This window comes from Flavobacterium sp. UM26 (genome assembly GCF_057922445.1).
In genome coordinates this window covers 249543-267254 of record NZ_JBVHCY010000001.1, presented here as the reverse complement: position 1 = coordinate 267254, position 17712 = coordinate 249543, and the positions used below count along the sequence as shown (strand labels likewise).

At 37.4% G+C, this 17712-nt stretch carries 9 protein-coding genes; all 9 read left to right on the top strand.

From position 1 onward, the window contains the following. Positions 1-205 precede the first annotated feature (205 nt). The 9 genes from ACZ1AQ_RS01210 to sov all read left to right on the top strand — a co-directional run bounded on the left by ACZ1AQ_RS01210 (position 206) and on the right by sov (position 17709). Positions 206-1516, top strand: a complete 1311-nt coding sequence (locus ACZ1AQ_RS01210) for an MFS transporter (RefSeq protein WP_489631141.1) — start codon at positions 206-208, stop codon at positions 1514-1516. A gap of 141 nt (positions 1517-1657) precedes the next feature. Further along, positions 1658-2836, top strand: a complete 1179-nt coding sequence (locus tag ACZ1AQ_RS01205; protein ID WP_489631140.1) for an amylo-alpha-1,6-glucosidase — start codon at positions 1658-1660, stop codon at positions 2834-2836. Positions 2837-2838: 2 nt separating this feature from the next. Beyond that, positions 2839-3771 carry a carbohydrate kinase family protein gene (locus ACZ1AQ_RS01200; RefSeq protein ID WP_489631139.1) on the top strand — a complete coding sequence of 311 codons (933 nt, stop codon included), beginning with the start codon at positions 2839-2841 and terminating at the stop codon, positions 3769-3771. 15 nt (positions 3772-3786) lie between these two features. Then, positions 3787-5001: an MFS transporter gene (locus ACZ1AQ_RS01195; RefSeq protein WP_489631138.1), complete on the top strand. Its 1215-nt coding sequence runs from the start codon at positions 3787-3789 to the stop codon at positions 4999-5001. Continuing rightward, the gene (locus tag ACZ1AQ_RS01190) at positions 4998-6875 is read left to right on the top strand and encodes a trehalase family glycosidase (protein ID WP_489631137.1); all 1878 of its coding nucleotides are present in this window, start codon (positions 4998-5000) and stop codon (positions 6873-6875) included. Before ACZ1AQ_RS01195 ends, ACZ1AQ_RS01190 begins: the two co-directional genes overlap by 4 nt. Positions 6876-7024: 149 nt before the next feature. Next, entirely contained in the window at positions 7025-7450 is a 426-nt protein-coding gene (locus ACZ1AQ_RS01185) for a CBS domain-containing protein (protein WP_489631136.1), read from the top strand. 141 nt (positions 7451-7591) lie between these two features. After that, positions 7592-9877 carry an NADP-dependent malic enzyme gene (locus tag ACZ1AQ_RS01180; RefSeq protein ID WP_489631135.1) on the top strand — a complete coding sequence of 762 codons (2286 nt, stop codon included), beginning with the start codon at positions 7592-7594 and terminating at the stop codon, positions 9875-9877. An 87-nt stretch (positions 9878-9964) separates the two neighbouring features. Continuing rightward, positions 9965-10546 (top strand): Holliday junction branch migration protein RuvA, encoded by a 582-nt coding sequence (ruvA, locus tag ACZ1AQ_RS01175; protein ID WP_489631134.1) that lies wholly within the window; start codon positions 9965-9967, stop codon positions 10544-10546. Between the two features lie 23 nt (positions 10547-10569). After that, positions 10570-17709, top strand: coding sequence for a T9SS outer membrane translocon Sov/SprA (gene sov, locus ACZ1AQ_RS01170; RefSeq protein ID WP_489631133.1), 7140 nt, complete (start codon positions 10570-10572; stop codon positions 17707-17709). The last annotated feature ends 3 nt before the right edge of the window (positions 17710-17712 follow it).

Below are 17712 nucleotides of genomic sequence, written 5' to 3'. Positions count from 1 at the left end.
ATTTGATTTCGAGATAGAGGTGATGACCAAGAGGTAAACCAACTTTCTTACTAGCCCCGACAGCAGCGGCATCCTTTGCTTTTTTTCTTTATAAAAAGCAAAGATATAGCGGATGGCGGGACGATGACAGCAAAGAAGCCTTTTGAATACTGCTCCTAAATACCACTTGAACAAATTATAACTAACCTAAACCGATACATTACTTATGGCGATAAAGCTAAAACTCAATTTTTGGCAAATTTGGAATATGAATGTTGGCTTTTTTGGCATTCAATACAGTTTTGGACTGCAACAAAGTGCCGTGAATCCCATTTATGATTTTTTGGGTGCGAGTCCAGACGAAATCCCGTTACTCAATTTGGCAGGGCCAGTCACTGGATTATTGATTCAGCCCTTGATTGGGGCAATGAGTGACCGCACTTGGCACCCGCGTTGGGGTCGAAGAAAACCTTATTTCTTTGTTGGAGCTTTGCTTTGCAGTATTTGTTTGCTGTTGTTTCCTTACAGTAGTTCGTTGTGGATGGCGGCAGGCTTGCTTTGGATTTTGGACGCGGGAAACAATACAGCTATGGAGCCTTACCGTGCTTTCATTGCTGATAAGTTAGACGAAGAACAACAACCGATTGGTTTTCAGATGCAAAGTTTTTTTACTGGTTTGGGGCAAACCTTAGCCAACGTATCGCTCTTTATTTTTCCGATGATTTTTATTGGCAAAACGGGTTCGTTGCCCACATGGGTATATGCTTCCTTTTTTCTGGGAGCGGTTTGTTCTATAGGTTCGATTTGGTGGAGTATGAAAACGACCAGCGAAATCCCGCCAACACCTGAGGAATTGGCAGTTTTGAAATCACACAATGGAGGTTTATTCGAGCCTTTGATAGAAATTTTCTCTGCCATTGGCGACATGCCTCGCGTAATGTGGCAACTGGCTTTGGTGTATTTGTTTCAGTGGTATGCGCTGTTTTGTTATTGGCAAAATTCGTCCAAAAGCATCGCCTTATCCGTTTGGCAAGCCACGCCACAAAGCAATCCCGCTGCTTATGAGCAAGCGGTTAGTTGGACCGGATTGGTCAACGGTTGGTACAATGTAGTTACTTTCTTGACCGCATTTTTATTGGTAGGATTTGCCAAAAGATTCAGCCCAAAAGCCGTTCACGCCTTTTGTTTACTCTTGGCAGCCTTAGGATTTTTGGCCTTTCCACACATCGAAAACAAGAATGTATTGTTTTTCGCCATCACTGGTTTCGGAATCGGGTGGGCGAGTATGATGGGCATTCCGTATTTAATGGTCGTTCACGAAATCCCCAAAGAGCGTTATGGCGTTTATATGGGCATCATCAATATGATGATTGTGATTCCAATGATTATTCAAAACGTCACTTTCGGATACATCCTCAAACATTTTTTACACAACGACGCGCGACTCGCCATCACTTTTGCAGGAGTACTGCTCTTATGTAGTGTGCTTTGTACGTTATTAATCAAGAGTAAACCAACCGTTTTAAAAGATAATTAGGGCGTGACCACTTCTAGCAAAGGGGGCTTTTATCGGAGCGTGCTAGTTGCCCCCTTTGCTACAAGCGGTCGGGCTTTACGCGCTACTTCGGTAGCTAGCTTCAATCCCTCACGCAAAAAAAAGCAACGCAATTTATATCAAATGACAAGCAACATTTCTTATTCAAAAGCTATAGAATTACTCCAAAGATGTTCCTCAGAGCAAGGATTTTTGGCCAGCGCCCAAGACATTTCCAATTACAAAAGAGTTTGGGCGCGAGATGGAGTGATTTGCGGATTGGCAGCCTTAGCCTCAGCTGACGCCAACTTAATAGCAACCTTCAAAAAAACCTTGGAGACATTGGCCGCTTTTCAGCATAGCATTGGCACTATTCCTTCCAATGTTCAGTTCAACAACGATGGGGCTGAGGTAAGTTACGGCGGATTAGCCGGACGAGTAGATGCTGTAACTTGGTTCATTATTGGAGTTTGTCAGTATGCGTATGCTACTAATGATGAATGCTTTCTAGCCAAACACGCTGCCAAAATAGAGAAATGCTTTAAACTTTTAGACGCTTGGGAATTCAATAATCGCGGATTGGTTTATGTGCCTTTGTCCGGCAATTGGGCCGACGAATACATCACAGATGGGTATGTATTGTACGACCAATTACTCCGAGTTTGGGCACTTAAAAGCTATAATCATTTCGCCGAAGAAGCATCAATTGATGAAAAAATAAAACAAATAGAAGAACGCATTATCCAGAACTTTTGTCCTGAGTCCGGTGGGGAAAAATACCACGAAAGAGCTTACGAGGCTTGTGATATTAGTAATTACTTGCCTTGTAGCTTTTCCCCAGCTGGTTATAAAAGTCAGTTTGATGGGTTTGCCAATTCATTAGCCTTACTTTTAGACATTGGTCCAGCCAATTTTCAAAAAACAATCGTGGACTATGCCACAACCTTACAACAAGAACGTCCTTTGGGATTGTTGCCCGCCTTCTGGCCACCCATTCACGAAACCGACCCCGATTGGTATTTACTCAAAAACAATTGCAAATACGAATTCCGTAACTATCCTAACGAATTTCATAACGGCGGTAGTTGGCCAATGGTCAATGGTTTCTTTGGATTAGCCTTATTGTCTAAAAACGAAAAGGCAAATGCCACACAACTTTTGCAAGCCATAAATGATGCCAACGCCCTAGCCGATTTTAGTTTTTACGAGAACTTCAACACAGCCACAAAAGCGCCAAACGGAGTGCCATTTTGCGCTTGGAGTGCCGCAGGAGCCGTTCTTTTGCATCAAAGTTTACATACTAATTTTAAACTCTTACTTTAATTTTGGAAAAAACGATAGATATACTATGTGCCGGGGAGATTCTCATAGATTGTATTGGACAACAAACCAATGCTACTCTTGCGGAAACAACTTCTTACGGTAGGTTTTTGGGCGGTTCACCAACAAATGTCGCCATAAATGCTTCCAAACTTGGATTGCGGTCAGCACTTGTAGCTAGTTGCGGCGCTGATGGATTAGGAGATTTTATGATAGAGAGTTTGCAAAAAGCCAATGTAATAACAACGCAATTAAGCCAAAAACAGGACACATCAACCTCGATAATTTTGGTTTCTAAATCAACAGGAACACCAGATTTTATTCCGTATCGCACGGCTGATTTTTTAATTGAGCGCGACCAAATTCCAACTGCATTTTTACAACAAGCCAAAATTTTTCACACCACTTGCTTTGGATTAAGTAAAAATCCAGCGCAAACCACCATCATAGAAAGCGCTCAACGTGCGGCTCAGTTGGGTGTTAAAACCAGTATTGACCTCAATTTCTCGGAACGCATTTGGCCCAATCGAGAGGAGGCAAAAACAATAATTGCAAGGTATCTAGCAACGAATCCTTTAGTGAAATTGAGCGAAGATGATTGCTGTCGTTATTTTGGGGAAACCAAATCGGAGTCTTTTATTTTGGATTATTTTCATAAACTAGGCGCAGCAACTATTTGTTTGACCAAAGGAAAAGAGGGTGTGATTTTATCTGACACTAGTTATGGAAAAATTACGCAACCCGCCCTGTCAATTACCGACATAAAAGATGCTACGGGAGCTGGAGATGCTTTTTGGACAGGCTTTTTGTATGCACAATTGCAACACAAAAGTTTTGAAGAAACGCTTGCAATCGCCCAAAAACTAGCAGTATTGAAGTTACAACACCTCGGAGGATTGCCCAATGATGTAGACATTGTAAGCTATTTGAATATTTAAATAACCGAATCAAAAATGAAAAAGAAGACTATCAAATGGGCAATGTATCTCAATTACTTTGTTTTTGCTATTTTGCTTAATAGTGTAGGAATCGTAATCCTCAAAGCACAAAGAAACTATGGTGTAGACGAATTAGAAGCAAGTATTTTAGAAGCCTTTAAAGATTTACCTATAGCCATTGTCTCTTTCTTGGTTGCTTCATTTTTACCAAGAATTGGTTATAAAAGAGCGATGCTTATTGGGCTAGGATTGGTTTATGTGGCTTGTATAACGATGTATTTTGGCAACTCTTTTGCCACGGCAAAATTACTCTTCGCTACGGTTGGTGTTTCTTTTGCCTTGATTAAGGTGTCGGTTTATTCTCTTATCGGAACGGTGACCGAAAATCAGCAAGAACATAACAGTTTAATGAGCAGTATAGAAGGTGTTTTTATGATAGGAATTGCTTTGGCTTATTTTTTATTTCCCGCTTTTAATTCGGAAACTAATCCTGATGCTTGGCTCAATGTGTATTGGTTGTTGGCTGGAATTTCGGGAGTTTCATTTGCCTTTTTGTTTTTAGCAAAATCAGAAAATCAAGTGGAGGTTCCCGGAGTCAATCTACTCGACGATTTTAGGCAAATGTTTCAACTAATGGCTAAATTACTAACGATAGTTTTTGTAATTAGTGCTTTTTTGTTTGTGATGATAGAACAAGGGATTATGTCTTGGTTACCTACTTTTAATAGCAAAGTGCTGCATTTGCCAGAAAATATTAGTATTATGATGGCAAGTATTCTGGCTATTTCTTTAGCAGTAGGAAGATTGGCAGCTGGTTTTTTATCCAAAAGAATCAATTGGATTTGGATTTTAAGCGCTTGCATTATCATTGCGATGTTGATTGTGATTTTTGTTTTGCCCAAAGCGGTAGGCCTCGAAGTCAAAACGATTACTTCATTATCCGATATTCCATTGATAGGATTTGCTTTTCCATTAGTAGGGTTGTTCATAGCGCCTATTTATCCTTTGTTGAATTCAGTCGTGTTGAGCGCGCTTCCCAAAAGTTTGCATAGCTCAATGACCGGATTGATAGTTGTTTTTTCGGCTTTGGGAGGTACTTTAGGGTCAAGGATTATTGGGTATTTGTTTAAAAATGAAGGTCCCGAAAATGCTTTTTATTACACCTTGATTCCGATGGCGTTGCTTTTGTTTTCCTTTTTTATATTAAAAAAATTAACGACGACCCGATGAAAATAGTAGTGGAAATCAATGCCGTTTTTGAGCAATTACTGCTGCAAGAAGATACGGATAAAGACAAAAAAATAACGAAAGACGATAAAGGTCCTAAACGATTTGTTTTGAATGACCTCAGAACAAAAGAGCAATTCGTAATTGAAGGAACCTATCATTTATCAAATCTTTTGCAAGAATTAGCAGAATTGAGAGAGCAAGGTACTATCTATGGTGAAATCAATCTTGACCGAATTCAGGAACTACCCGTTGACCGAATTTCAAGAAAAATCCGAACGTCTTATTGGGACGAACTTACGCGGTCAATCGATAGCAAAGGCTTGCAGCAAATTTTGGCAGATGAGAAAACATCCAATGCCATTCCTACTCTTTATGTATCGGCAAAAGATACACAAGGTCTTGCCTATTTTGAAGCATTAGAAAAAGAATGGGGTAATTTCAAAGTGGCGATTTTACCTGAAAATTATACACAAGACTATGTCGAGATGCTAAATACCAAACCTGGTCTTTTGGCTTTGGCCACTTCTCAAGATGAAAAAGAGATAAAAGGCGTTCCTTTTGTAGTTCCTGGTGGACGATTCAACGAAATGTACGGCTGGGATAGTTACTTTATTGGCTTGGGTTTATTGATAGATGACAAATTGGATTTGGCCAAAGCCATTGCAACCAATTTCAAGTATCAAATAGAACATTACGGTAAAATTTTAAACGCAAACAGAAGTTATTATCTGACCAGAACACAACCTCCTTTGTATTCTTCGTTGCTTCGAGCGATTGTAGATTATGAAAAACCATCTATAGCTTGGTTGGCAAGGCATTTAGAGACTGTAATTTTAGAGTACCATTCGGTTTGGATGGTGATGGGCGAGCGTTTAACACCAACAGGCTTGAGCCGATATAAAGCCGACGGTATCGGAATGCCTTTTGAAGTAGAACCAGGACATTTTGATGAGGTTTTGGAACCTTTTGCCCAAAAATACCAACTCTCTTTAAGAGAGTTTGAAAAAAAATATTTAGAACGAAGCATTGTCGATGCAGATTTGGATGAGTATTTTGTACATGATAGAAGTATGCGAGAAAGCGGTCACGATACCACCAGCCGATTGATTAATTCGTGCGCTAATTTGAATTCGGTTGACATCAATAGCTTTTTGTATAAATATGAAATAGATATCGCCTACTTTATTGCAACGTATTTTGATGGTGCTTTTGTGTCCCAAAATAAAACGTATACAGCACAAGAATGGCTCGATAAGGCCAAAACACGAAAGGCATTAATAGATAAGTATTGTTGGAATGAAACGGAAGGAATGTATTTTGATTATGATTTTGTACTTCAGAAGACCTTTCCTTTTGAAGCAGCAACCACTTTTTTCCCGTTATGGGCAGGCTTATGTTCTCATGAGCAGGCGGTAAAATTGGTAGAAAAAGCGTTGCCTAAGTTTGTAATGACAGGCGGTATCGCTGGAAGTACAGCTGAAAGTGTGGCCAATGTAAATCCCGAAGCTCCTCAACGTCAATGGGATTATCCTTTTGGTTGGGCACCTCATCAAATGCTATTGTGGGAAGGACTAAAAAAATATGGTTTTGAATCTAAATTACAGGAAATGGTGTACAGATGGTTGTGGTTGATTACCATCAATGCTGTAGAGTACAACGGTACAATTCCAGAAAAATTCGATTTAGAAATTAGTTCACATAAAGTATTTGCAGAGTATGGTAACGTTGGAACCGAGTTTGATTACATCGCCAAAGAAGGTTTTGGATGGGTCAATGCGTCTTATCAATGCGGTTTAGCTTTGCTTGCCTCAAAATGGAAAGATAAACTGAATGAACTAATTCATCCTGACTTTTTATTATTTGAAGGGATTTAAATTTTTTACGGTTAAGCGAAAATTATGGATTTTGCATCCAATTTTTAGCCAATGAAGAAAGTGTAAATAACTTCTAATAATAAAAAATAGCTTTTATGTTTTTTGAATGTTTATTTTTTTAACTTTATATTTATTTAAATTCAATTTATATGACTGTTAATCAAATATTAAGCACGAAGGGAAAGGACGTTTATTCTATACTTTCCACCAACACTGTTTACGAAGCGTTAACAGTGATGAGCGAAAAAAACATAGGCGCCATTCTTATTATTGAAGAAGGTGTTCTGAAAGGGATTTTATCAGAAAGGGATTATGCGAGAAAAATTGTTTTAAAATCTAAATCTTCTAAAAAAGCATTAGTTAGTGAAATTATGGTAACCGAAGTGTTTACCGTTAGCCCTTCGGATAAATTAGAGTACTGTATGGAGTTGATGAGCACCAAAAGAGTGCGTCACTTACCAGTAGTTGAAAATGATGTGGTAGTTGGGATAATATCTATTAGTGATGTGGTAAAAGCCATCATCGAAATGCAAAAAGAGACAATTGCACATTTAAATTCATACATAACACAGTAATAAAAAATGAATTATGACTTTTTAAGAGCTGCTTTTGCAGCTTTTTTTATTTTATAACAAAGATTATAATAAAAATTAAATTTTTGACGACTAGTTTACAATTAGAACTTTATCTTTGTAAGCCAGATAAAATCTAAAAAAATGGAGAATAACAACAAAAGAAAGGAAGCTTTATTATACCACGCAAAGCCAACTCCTGGAAAAATTCAAGTAGTTCCAACAAAAAAATATGCCACACAAAGAGATTTGTCATTGGCTTATTCACCTGGTGTTGCTGAGCCTTGTTTAGAAATTGCAAAAGACGTAGATAACGTTTACAAATACACCGCAAAAGGAAATTTAGTAGCAGTTATTACCAATGGTACTGCGGTTTTAGGCCTTGGAGATATTGGGCCCGAAGCCTCAAAACCGGTGATGGAAGGTAAAGGCCTTTTATTTAAAATATTTTCGGATATCGATGTATTTGATATCGAAATTGGAACCAAAAATGTTGATGAATTCATCGAAACAGTAAAAAATATTGCTCCCACTTTTGGAGGAATTAACCTTGAAGATATCAAAGCGCCTGAGTCTTTTGAAATCGAAAGACGATTGGTAGAGGAATTGAATATTCCGGTGATGCATGATGACCAGCACGGAACAGCAATTATTTCTTCAGCGGCATTGATTAATGCTCTTGAATTAGCTGGGAAAAAAGCCGAAGATATCAAAATGGTGGTTTCAGGTGCGGGTTCTGCAGCAATTGCTTGCGCTGATTTGTATGTGCTTTTAGGAATAAAACCAGAGAATGTATACATGTTTAATAGTAAAGGCTTGTTGACAAAAGACAATCCTTCTATCTCTGAATTGCAACGAAAATACGCAAGAGACTGCGAGCCGATTAGTTTAGCAGAAGCGATGAAAGGTTGTGATTTGTTCTTAGGATTATCTACCGCTGATGTTTTGACACCAGAAATGCTTTTGAGCATGTCCGAAAATCCAATTGTTTTCGCCATGGCCAATCCAAATCCTGAGATTGAATACAATTTAGCCATCGCTACTCGCAAAGATATTATCATGGCTACTGGCCGTTCGGATTATCCGAATCAAGTAAATAACGTATTGGGATTCCCTTATATTTTTAGAGGCGCACTAGATGTTCGTGCCACCAAAATCAACGAAGCAATGAAAATGGCTGCCGTTAGAGCATTGGCATCTTTAGCCAAAGAATCAGTTCCAGAACAAGTAAATGTGGCTTACGGAGCTACCAAACTAACTTTTGGTCGTGAGTATATTATTCCAAAACCTTTCGACCCAAGATTGATTGCGGTAGTTGCTCCAGCTGTTGCTAAAGCAGCTATGGAATCCGGAGTAGCACAAAACCCAATTACCGATTGGGAAAAATACAAAGATGAATTGTTGGAGCGTTTAGGTCACGACAACAAATTGGTTCGTATGATTACAACTAGAGCCAAATCGGACCCTAAATCAATTGTTTTTGCAGAAGCTGACCATTTAGATGTACTAAAAGCAGCTCAAATTGTTCACGACGAAGGTATTGGTTTCCCGATTTTGTTAGGAAATAAAGAAATTATCTTAGAATTAAAGGCTGAGATTGGTTTTGATGCTGATGTGACAATTATTGACCCAAAAGAAAAAGAAGAAGAAGGAAGAAGAGACCGTTTTGCCACAGCTTATTGGGAAACCAGAAAAAGAAGGGGAATTTCATTTTTGGATGCTCAAAAATTAATGCGCGAGCGTAATTATTTTGCCGCAATGATGGTTAATGTTGGTGAAGCCGATGCATTGGTTAGCGGCCATTCGAGAAGTTATCCTTCGGTAGTAAAACCAATGTTACAATTGGTTGATAAAGCACCAGGCGCATCAATTGTTGCTACTACCAATATTATGATGACCAAACGAGGGCCTATGTTTTTCTCAGATACGGCTATCAATGTCAATCCATCAGCAGATGATTTGGCAAAGATTGCCTTAATGACAGCCAAAACTGCGAGAATGTTTGGAGTAGAGCCTGTAATTGCAATGGTTTCGTATTCAAATTTTGGTTCTTCAACTAATCCAAGTGCAGGAAAAGTTCGTGAGGCAGTCGCTTATTTGCATGAAAATTATCCAGATTTATGTATTGATGGAGAAATACAAGCAGATTTTGCCTTGAATCCAGAAATGCTGAAAGCTAAATTTCCTTTTTCTAAATTAGCGGATAAAAAAGTGAATACCTTGGTGTTTCCAAATTTAGAATCGGCTAATATTACTTATAAACTCTTGAAGGAATTGAACAAAGTTGAATCCATCGGTCCAATTATGTTGGGAATGGGCAAACCAGTTCATATTTTTCAGTTAGGAGCTAGTGTTGAGGAAATGGTAAATATGTCTGCAATTGCTATCATCGATGCTCAAGAAAAACAAAAGAAAAAAGCGAATAATTAAGTAAAACACAAAGCAACAAAAGTCTAGCAAATGATTTTCAGTCAAATGCTGGACTTTTTTGTTATATTTGGGTCATAATACAACTAAATGATTGCACATTTACAAGGAAAATTAGTAGAAAAATCACCAACGCACATCGTTATAGATTGTGCAGGTGTAGGGTACCATATTAATATATCATTACATACTTATTCATTATTGCCAAACAATGATTTTGTAAAGGTATATACCCATCTTCAAATTAAAGAAGATGCACATACTTTGTATGGTTTTATAGAAAAATCAGAAAGAGAAATTTTTCGATTGTTACTGTCGGTTTCTGGAATAGGAGCGGGTATTGCTAGAACAATGCTTTCTTCTTTGGATCCGAAACAAATTACCAATGCTATTGCTTCAGGCGATGTGGCTACTATTCAATCCATAAAAGGAATTGGAAACAAAACAGCACAGCGAGTTATACTCGATTTGAAAGAAAAAATAGTAAAATTATACGATTTAGATGAACTTTCAGTAACGCAAAGCAATACAAACAAAGATGAAGCGTTATCTGCTCTAGAAGTTTTAGGTTTTGTTCGAAAGACTTGCGAGAAAGTTATTGAGAAAATTGTTCTAGCCGAACCTGATGCAACAGTCGAAACCATTATTAAGAAAGCCTTAAAAAGTTTGTAAAAGAACCAAGAGAGTCCCATTGCATGCATAAAATTTGTATTTTTTTACTTGTTGTATGTGCCAGTTTTGTATCGTATGGTCAAGTAAATCCATCGGTTCAGGACACGGTAAAAAAAGGATATACGGTAGGGAAACTTCAAATTAAAGACCCTAAAAGTATCTTATCATCCTACACTTATGATCCTGCAACGGATCGATATGTGTATACAAATTCTATTGACGGAATTACTATAAATTTCCCTATAATACTAACTCCTGCAGAGTACGAAAAGTTAGTGTTGCAAGAATCAAGACGCAATTATTTTAAGAAAAAAGCCGATGCCATTGATGGTAAAAAGAAGGGGGCAGAAGACGCCAAAAAGGATTTATTGCCTCGATTTTATGTAAAATCAAGTTTTTTTGAATCGGTTTTTGGTAGTAACACGATTGATGTAAAGCCCACAGGTTCTGTAGAGATGGATCTTGGTGTGCGCTACACTAAGCAAGATAACCCTTCTTTTTCTCCCAGAAATAGAGCCAACAGTTCTTTTGATTTTGATCAACGCATTAGTATGAGCTTAATGGGGAAAGTGGGAACTCGATTAGGTGTGAATGCCAATTATGACACCCAATCTACTTTTGCTTTTCAAAACTTAATCAAGTTAGAATACACACCTTCCGAAGATGATATTATCCAGAAAATAGAAGTGGGAAACGTGAGTATGCCTCTCAATAGTTCCTTAATTCGTGGAGCTCAAAGCTTGTTTGGGGTGAAAACACAATTGCAATTTGGAAAAACAACGCTTACCGGAATTTTTTCGGAGCAAAAATCACAAACCAAAAGTTTAGTTGCCGAAGGTGGAGGAACAGTTCAAAATTATGAGCTTTTTGCTTTGGATTATGATAATGATCGCCACTTTTTCTTGTCTCAATATTTCAGAAGCCGATATGACAAAGCCCTAGAAGGCTATCCTTTTATTGATAGTAGGGTACAAATTACGCGTATAGAAGTTTGGGTGACCAATAAACAAAATCGAGTAAATGCTACATCGAATAATTTAAGGAATATTATTGCACTTCAAGATTTAGGAGAATCACAATTGACGGGTTTGAACGATAATGAAGTGGTTGTCCTGAATCCTTCAACAGGTATTTTTAATAATCCAGCAAATTCTCCTTCTGACAACTCGAACAATGATTACGATCCTGCTCAAATCAACTCAGGTACAGGATTGTTAAATTCAAATATTAGAGAAATTGCTACCTCAAGTTCTGGTTTTAACACCACCGTTACCGAAGGAAGAGATTATTCTAAGTTAGAAAATGCAAGAAAACTTACAGCCAATGAGTATACCTTTAATTCAAAATTAGGTTTCATTTCATTACAACAGCGTTTGAGCAATGATGAGGTTTTGGCCGTAGCGTATCAATATACCATTGGTGACCAAGTTTATCAAGTGGGAGAATTTGGGAATGACGGTGTAGATGCAACCAATGTAGTAGGAGGAAACAACAACGTGCCTCAGGCGATTATTACTCAAAGTTTAATTTTGAAAATGCTCAAAAGCAACTTGACCAATGTGAAGGATCCTATATGGAATTTGATGATGAAAAATATCTATCAAGTCCCAGGAGGCTATCAATTGAAGCAAGAAGATTTCCGAATGAATATCTTGTATGCCGACCCTTCACCAATCAATTATATTACTGAAGTTCTAGGAACTCCTTTTCCCTCAAATCCTACTCCAGAAAATAAAGTTGCTGAAACTCCTTTATTAAAAGTTTTTAATCTGGACAGATTAAATTTCAACAATGATCCACAAGCGGGGGGTGATGGTTTCTTTGATTTTCTTCCCGGAACTACCATCGATGCTCAGAATGGTAGAATCATGTTTACTACCAAAGAGCCATTTGGAGAATTGATTTTTTCTAAATTGAAGACGCCAAATTCGCTTGAGAATTATGCAGATGTTGATACTTATAACCCCAATCAAAAGAAGTATGTTTTCAGAAGTATGTATCGCAATACTCAAGCAGGGGCATTACAAGATATCGATAAAAACAAGTATCTGATTAGAGGTAAATACAAATCATCTGCGGGTGATGGCATTCCAATTGGAGCGCTCAATGTTCCGCAAGGTTCTGTTGTGGTAACCGCCGCAGGAAGGCGTTTGGTAGAGGGAGTAGATTATAGTGTAAATTATCAGTTGGGGCGCGTACAGATTTTGGATCCATCTTTGTTAGCCTCTAATACTCCAGTAGAAGTATCATTAGAAAACAATTCTATTTTTGGGCAGCAAACCAGACGTTTTATGGGGTTGAATGTTGAGCATAAATTTTCGGATAAATTTGTGATTGGGGGTACTTACCTAAAAATGTCTGAACGACCATTTACTCAAAAATCAAATTATGGACAAGAATCAGTAAACAATACTATTTTTGGGTTCAACGGAAATTTTGCAACCGAAGTACCATTTTTTACTCGTCTGGTAAATAAGTTGCCTAATATTGATACCGATGTTCCTTCGAATCTTTCAGTTAGAGGTGAGATTGCATTCTTGAAACCAGATACACCCAAAGCGGATCGTTTTGATGGTGAATCTACTATTTATGTAGATGATTTTGAGGGTTCTCAATCGACTATTGATTTGCGTTCTCCATTTGCTTGGAGTTTGTCATCAACTCCTGTTAATGATGCCGAAAGTCAATACAATTTTAACGAAAGTGCCAACGACTTGAGCTATGGTTTCAAAAGAGCCAAGCTATCATGGTATACAATAGATCCGCTGTTTTATACTCAAAAACCAACAGGGATTTCAAACGACGACATTTCTTTGAACTCAACCCGTAGAATTTTTAGCGAAGAATTGTATCCCAATACTGATATTGCACAAGGACAGACTCAAGTGGTCAATACGCTTGATTTGAGTTATTATCCTCAAGAGAGAGGACCATACAACAATTCGACCATCTTCGCCAATACGCCAAAAGATAATTTTGGAGGGATTATGCGAGCTATTAATACGACCAATTTTGAGCAAGGAAACGTAGAATACATTCAGTTTTGGGTTTTGGACCCTTATGTAGGCAAAGGCAATACCGCTCCTCTCAACACAGGTAAGTTGTATTTTAATTTAGGAGAAATATCAGAAGACATTCTTAAAGACGGAAGGAAACAATATGAAAATGGTTTGGGGCCAGATCAAATTTTGGTGAATCCAAGACCTATTTGGGGAGATGTTCCAGCTTCTCAATCCTTGATTTATGCTTTTGATGGAAATGCCTCTAACAGAACCAATCAAGATGTTGGTTTAGATGGTATGAAAAACAATCAAGAGGCATCAGTATATTCTAACTATGCCTCAGAACCAGATCCTGCTGGCGATGATTATACTTATTTTGCAAATACTACCGGAGGTGTTTTGGATCGTTATAAAAATTATAATGGAACAGATGGTAACTCGGCGGTTAATATTTCTGATGCCAATAGAGGTTCGACTACTTTTCCTGATGTAGAAGATGTTAATCGAGATAATACAATGAATACGGTCAATGCTTATTATGAATACAGTATTGACATGAAACCCAATATGAATGTGGGAGAAAATTTTATTACCGATATCAGAAATACACAGGTAACTTTACCTGATGGTTCAGCAACTGAAGCACGATGGATTCAGTTTAAAATCCCAGTTTCGCAACCACAGAATACCATTGGTGGAATTTCAGATTTTCGTTCAATCCGATTCATGAGAATGTTTATGACGAATTTTGAGTCGCCCATTACGCTTCGTTTTGGGGCTTTAGATTTGGTACGTGGCGAGTGGAGAAGGTACACCAATTCGTTGGATTTTAATGATAGCAATGTAGCCGATGATAACACCACATTAGATGTTATAGCTGTTAATATTCAAGAAAACAACGAGCGTTGTCCTATTAATTATGTAACGCCTCCAGGTGTAGTTAGAGAGCAATTGTATAATAATAATACAGTTATTAATCAAAACGAACAATCTTTAGCATTACGTGTTTCAGGTAATGGTTTAGAACCAAACGACTCTAGAGCCGTCTTTAAAAACGTTAGTATTGACATGCGACAGTTCAATAAATTGAAAATGTTTTTGCATGCAGAATCTTTGCCTAATGAAGTTGTTTTGCGAGACAATCAGATGGTTGGTTTTATCCGTTTTGGAAATGATTTCACAGAGAATTTCTATCAAATAGAAATTCCTTTGCAAGTAACAACACCATCTTCAGATTGCAAGGTGGGAGCCTCGTCTGTTTGGCCCGAGGCTAATGAAATGGATTTGAAATTAGAGTTGTTGACCAAGTTGAAGATTTTGGCAATGAGCATCGATCCAGCAACTTTACCTCCGGATGGTGTTTTTTATAAATTCGAAGACGAATTGGATAATTCATTATCTGGTAAGACCAATAGATTACGAATAGGGATCAAAGGGAATCCTAATTTCGGATTGGTACGAACACTGATGGTAGGGGTTAAAAGTGATGAATTAAGACAATCAATTTTTGGAGAAGTATGGTTTAATGAACTCCGTATGGCCGATATGGATAACAAAGGGGGCATGGCTGCTTTATTGAATATAGATACCAATATGGCTGATTTTGCTACTCTTTCGCTAACAGGAAGAAAATCAACCATAGGTTTTGGAGCGTTAGAACAAGGTCCCAATGAGCGTAGTCGAGAAGATATTCAACAATATGGTGTGGTGACCAATTTGAATTTAGGACAACTATTGCCAAAAAAATGGGGAATTAATTTGCCTTTCAATTATGGAATTGGAGAGGAAGTAATTACTCCAGAATATGATCCATTTAATCAAGATATAAAACTCAAACAATTACTCAGAGAAACCACTGATAAAGACGCAAGAGATAATATAGAAACACGCGCGGTTGATTATACAAAACGTACAAGCATTAATTTCATTGGAGTAAGAAAAGAAAGAAGTCCTGAACAAAAACCGCATGTGTATGACCCTGAGAATTTTACGTTTTCACAGTCATACAATGAGGTAGAACGTCATGATTATGAGATTGAAAGTTATACCGACCAGATGAGTAATACTACGGTAAACTATGCGTACAGTTTTCAAAACAAGCCTTACGAACCATTCAAGAAAAAAACATTTGTAAAGAAAAGCGAGTATTGGAAATGGTTGCAAGATTTCAATTTCAATTTTTTACCGACGAATATCACTTTTAATAGTAGTGTGATTAGACAATACAATCGCCAGCAATTCCGCCAAGTAGATGTAGTTGGAATTGGTTTGGATCCTTTGTACAGAAGAAATTTTGCGTTTAATTATCAATATGGGTTTAATTACAACTTAACCAAATCCTTAAAGATAAATTATACGGCTTCTTCAAATAATATTGTCAAAAGTTATCTGAATGAAAATGATGTTCCAATAGACTCCTTTACAATTTGGGATAGTTATTTTGATATTGGTGACCCTAATCAGCACATGCAACAAGTTATTGTTAATTATGATATTCCGTTGAATAAAATTCCGGTATTTGGTTTTGTAAAAGCGAATTTCACCTATCAAGGAGATTATAGTTGGCAACGGGCTTCTAATGCTTTTGATAACGTTACTATCGGAGGTGTTGACTACAATTTAGGGAATACGATTCAAAATGCTAGCTCTAAAATTTTGAATGCTTCCTTTGCTATGGAAACGTTCTACAAATACATTGGGCTTTCCAAAAAAACACCAGCTACTGGTGCTGCTAAACCAAAAGCCGTAGCTCCAAAACCAGGCGAAAAAGTAGTAAACACAGTGGTTAAGCCTTTGCAACAAAGAAGTCCATTTATGGATGGATTGATAGGTGTATTGACCAGCGTGAAAAATGTTCAAGTCAATTATACTCACAATAGCGGTACTGTATTACCTGGTTTCACGCCAAGTGTTGGTTTCTTGGGTTCCTCACGTCCTTCTCTAGGGTTTATTTTTGGAAGTCAAGATGATATTCGATACGAATCTGCCAAAAGAGGTTGGTTGACCACGTATCAAGATTTTAATCAAAATTACACCCAAGTAACCAACAAAATACTAAAGGCTACTGCCAATATTGATTTGTTTCCTGATTTCAAAATAGACTTGAATGCTGATCGCGCGTATTCTGAGAATTCATCCGAACAATACAGTGTGATTTCTGGGAATTATACTCCATTGTCACCGTACAGTTATGGAATGTTTTCTATTTCGACGGTATTGATAAAAACTGCTTTTTCAAAAAGTGATGAGACTGGTTCAGCCGCATTTGATGATTTTAGAGCTAATCGAATTATTGTGGCAAATAGACTAGCTACTCAAAGAGGTATAGATATTAATAATCCAGGTAATATCGATGCGGATGGATTCCCTATTGGTTATGGGAAAAATAGCCAGGCGGTATTATTACCAGCTTTTTTAGCAGCATATACTGGAGGTAATGCCAATGATGTGTCGACAGGGATTTTTAGAAATTTCCCTATTCCTAATTGGTCTATCAAATACAATGGTTTCATGAGGTATACTTTTTTTAAGAACAATTTCAAAAGAGTTTCATTATTGCACAATTATCGAGCGTCATATTCTATCAATGATTATCGTTCTAACTTTGAATATACAAAAAACCCGAATGGGGTCGATACTAACGGTAATTTTTATAATCCTACTGTGATATCCAACGTGAACTTAGTAGAACAGTTTAGTCCGCTAGTGCGACTGGATTTTGAATTGAAAAACTCATTCAAAGTATTGACTGAAATCAAAAAAGACAGAGCTTTATCAATGAGTTTTGATAACAACCTTTTGACCGAAGTAAAAGGAGTAGAATATATTGTAGGCTTAGGATATCGTTTCAAGGATGTGATTTTCTCGTCTCGTTTGGCAGATAATCCTACTGGTATTATTAAAAGTGATATTAATGTTAAGGCCGATTTGTCTTATCGAAATAACCAAACGATTGTACGCTATTTGGATTATAACAACAATCAATTGGCTGCAGGACAAAATATTTGGCAATTACGTTTGGCGGCAGATTATGCCTTTAGCAAAAATCTAACGGCTATTTTCTATTACGATCATTCGTTCTCCAAAGCTGTAATTTCAACCACTTTTCCTCTTACTAATATTCGTTCAGGATTTACACTCCGTTACAATTTTGGAAATTAATTT

What these genes read in the sequence shown, in the direction of transcription:
- ACZ1AQ_RS01205 (WP_489631140.1), top strand. Translation starts at nt 1,658, where the DNA reads ATGACAAGCAACATTTCTTATTCAAAAGCTATAGAATTACTCCAAAGA.
- sov (WP_489631133.1), top strand. Translation starts at nt 10,570, where the DNA reads ATGCATAAAATTTGTATTTTTTTACTTGTTGTATGTGCCAGTTTTGTA.
- ACZ1AQ_RS01185 (WP_489631136.1), top strand. Translation starts at nt 7,025, where the DNA reads ATGACTGTTAATCAAATATTAAGCACGAAGGGAAAGGACGTTTATTCT.
- ACZ1AQ_RS01210 (WP_489631141.1), top strand. Translation starts at nt 206, where the DNA reads ATGGCGATAAAGCTAAAACTCAATTTTTGGCAAATTTGGAATATGAAT.
- ACZ1AQ_RS01180 (WP_489631135.1), top strand. Translation starts at nt 7,592, where the DNA reads ATGGAGAATAACAACAAAAGAAAGGAAGCTTTATTATACCACGCAAAG.
- ACZ1AQ_RS01190 (WP_489631137.1), top strand. Translation starts at nt 4,998, where the DNA reads ATGAAAATAGTAGTGGAAATCAATGCCGTTTTTGAGCAATTACTGCTG.
- ACZ1AQ_RS01195 (WP_489631138.1), top strand. Translation starts at nt 3,787, where the DNA reads ATGAAAAAGAAGACTATCAAATGGGCAATGTATCTCAATTACTTTGTT.
- ruvA (WP_489631134.1), top strand. Translation starts at nt 9,965, where the DNA reads ATGATTGCACATTTACAAGGAAAATTAGTAGAAAAATCACCAACGCAC.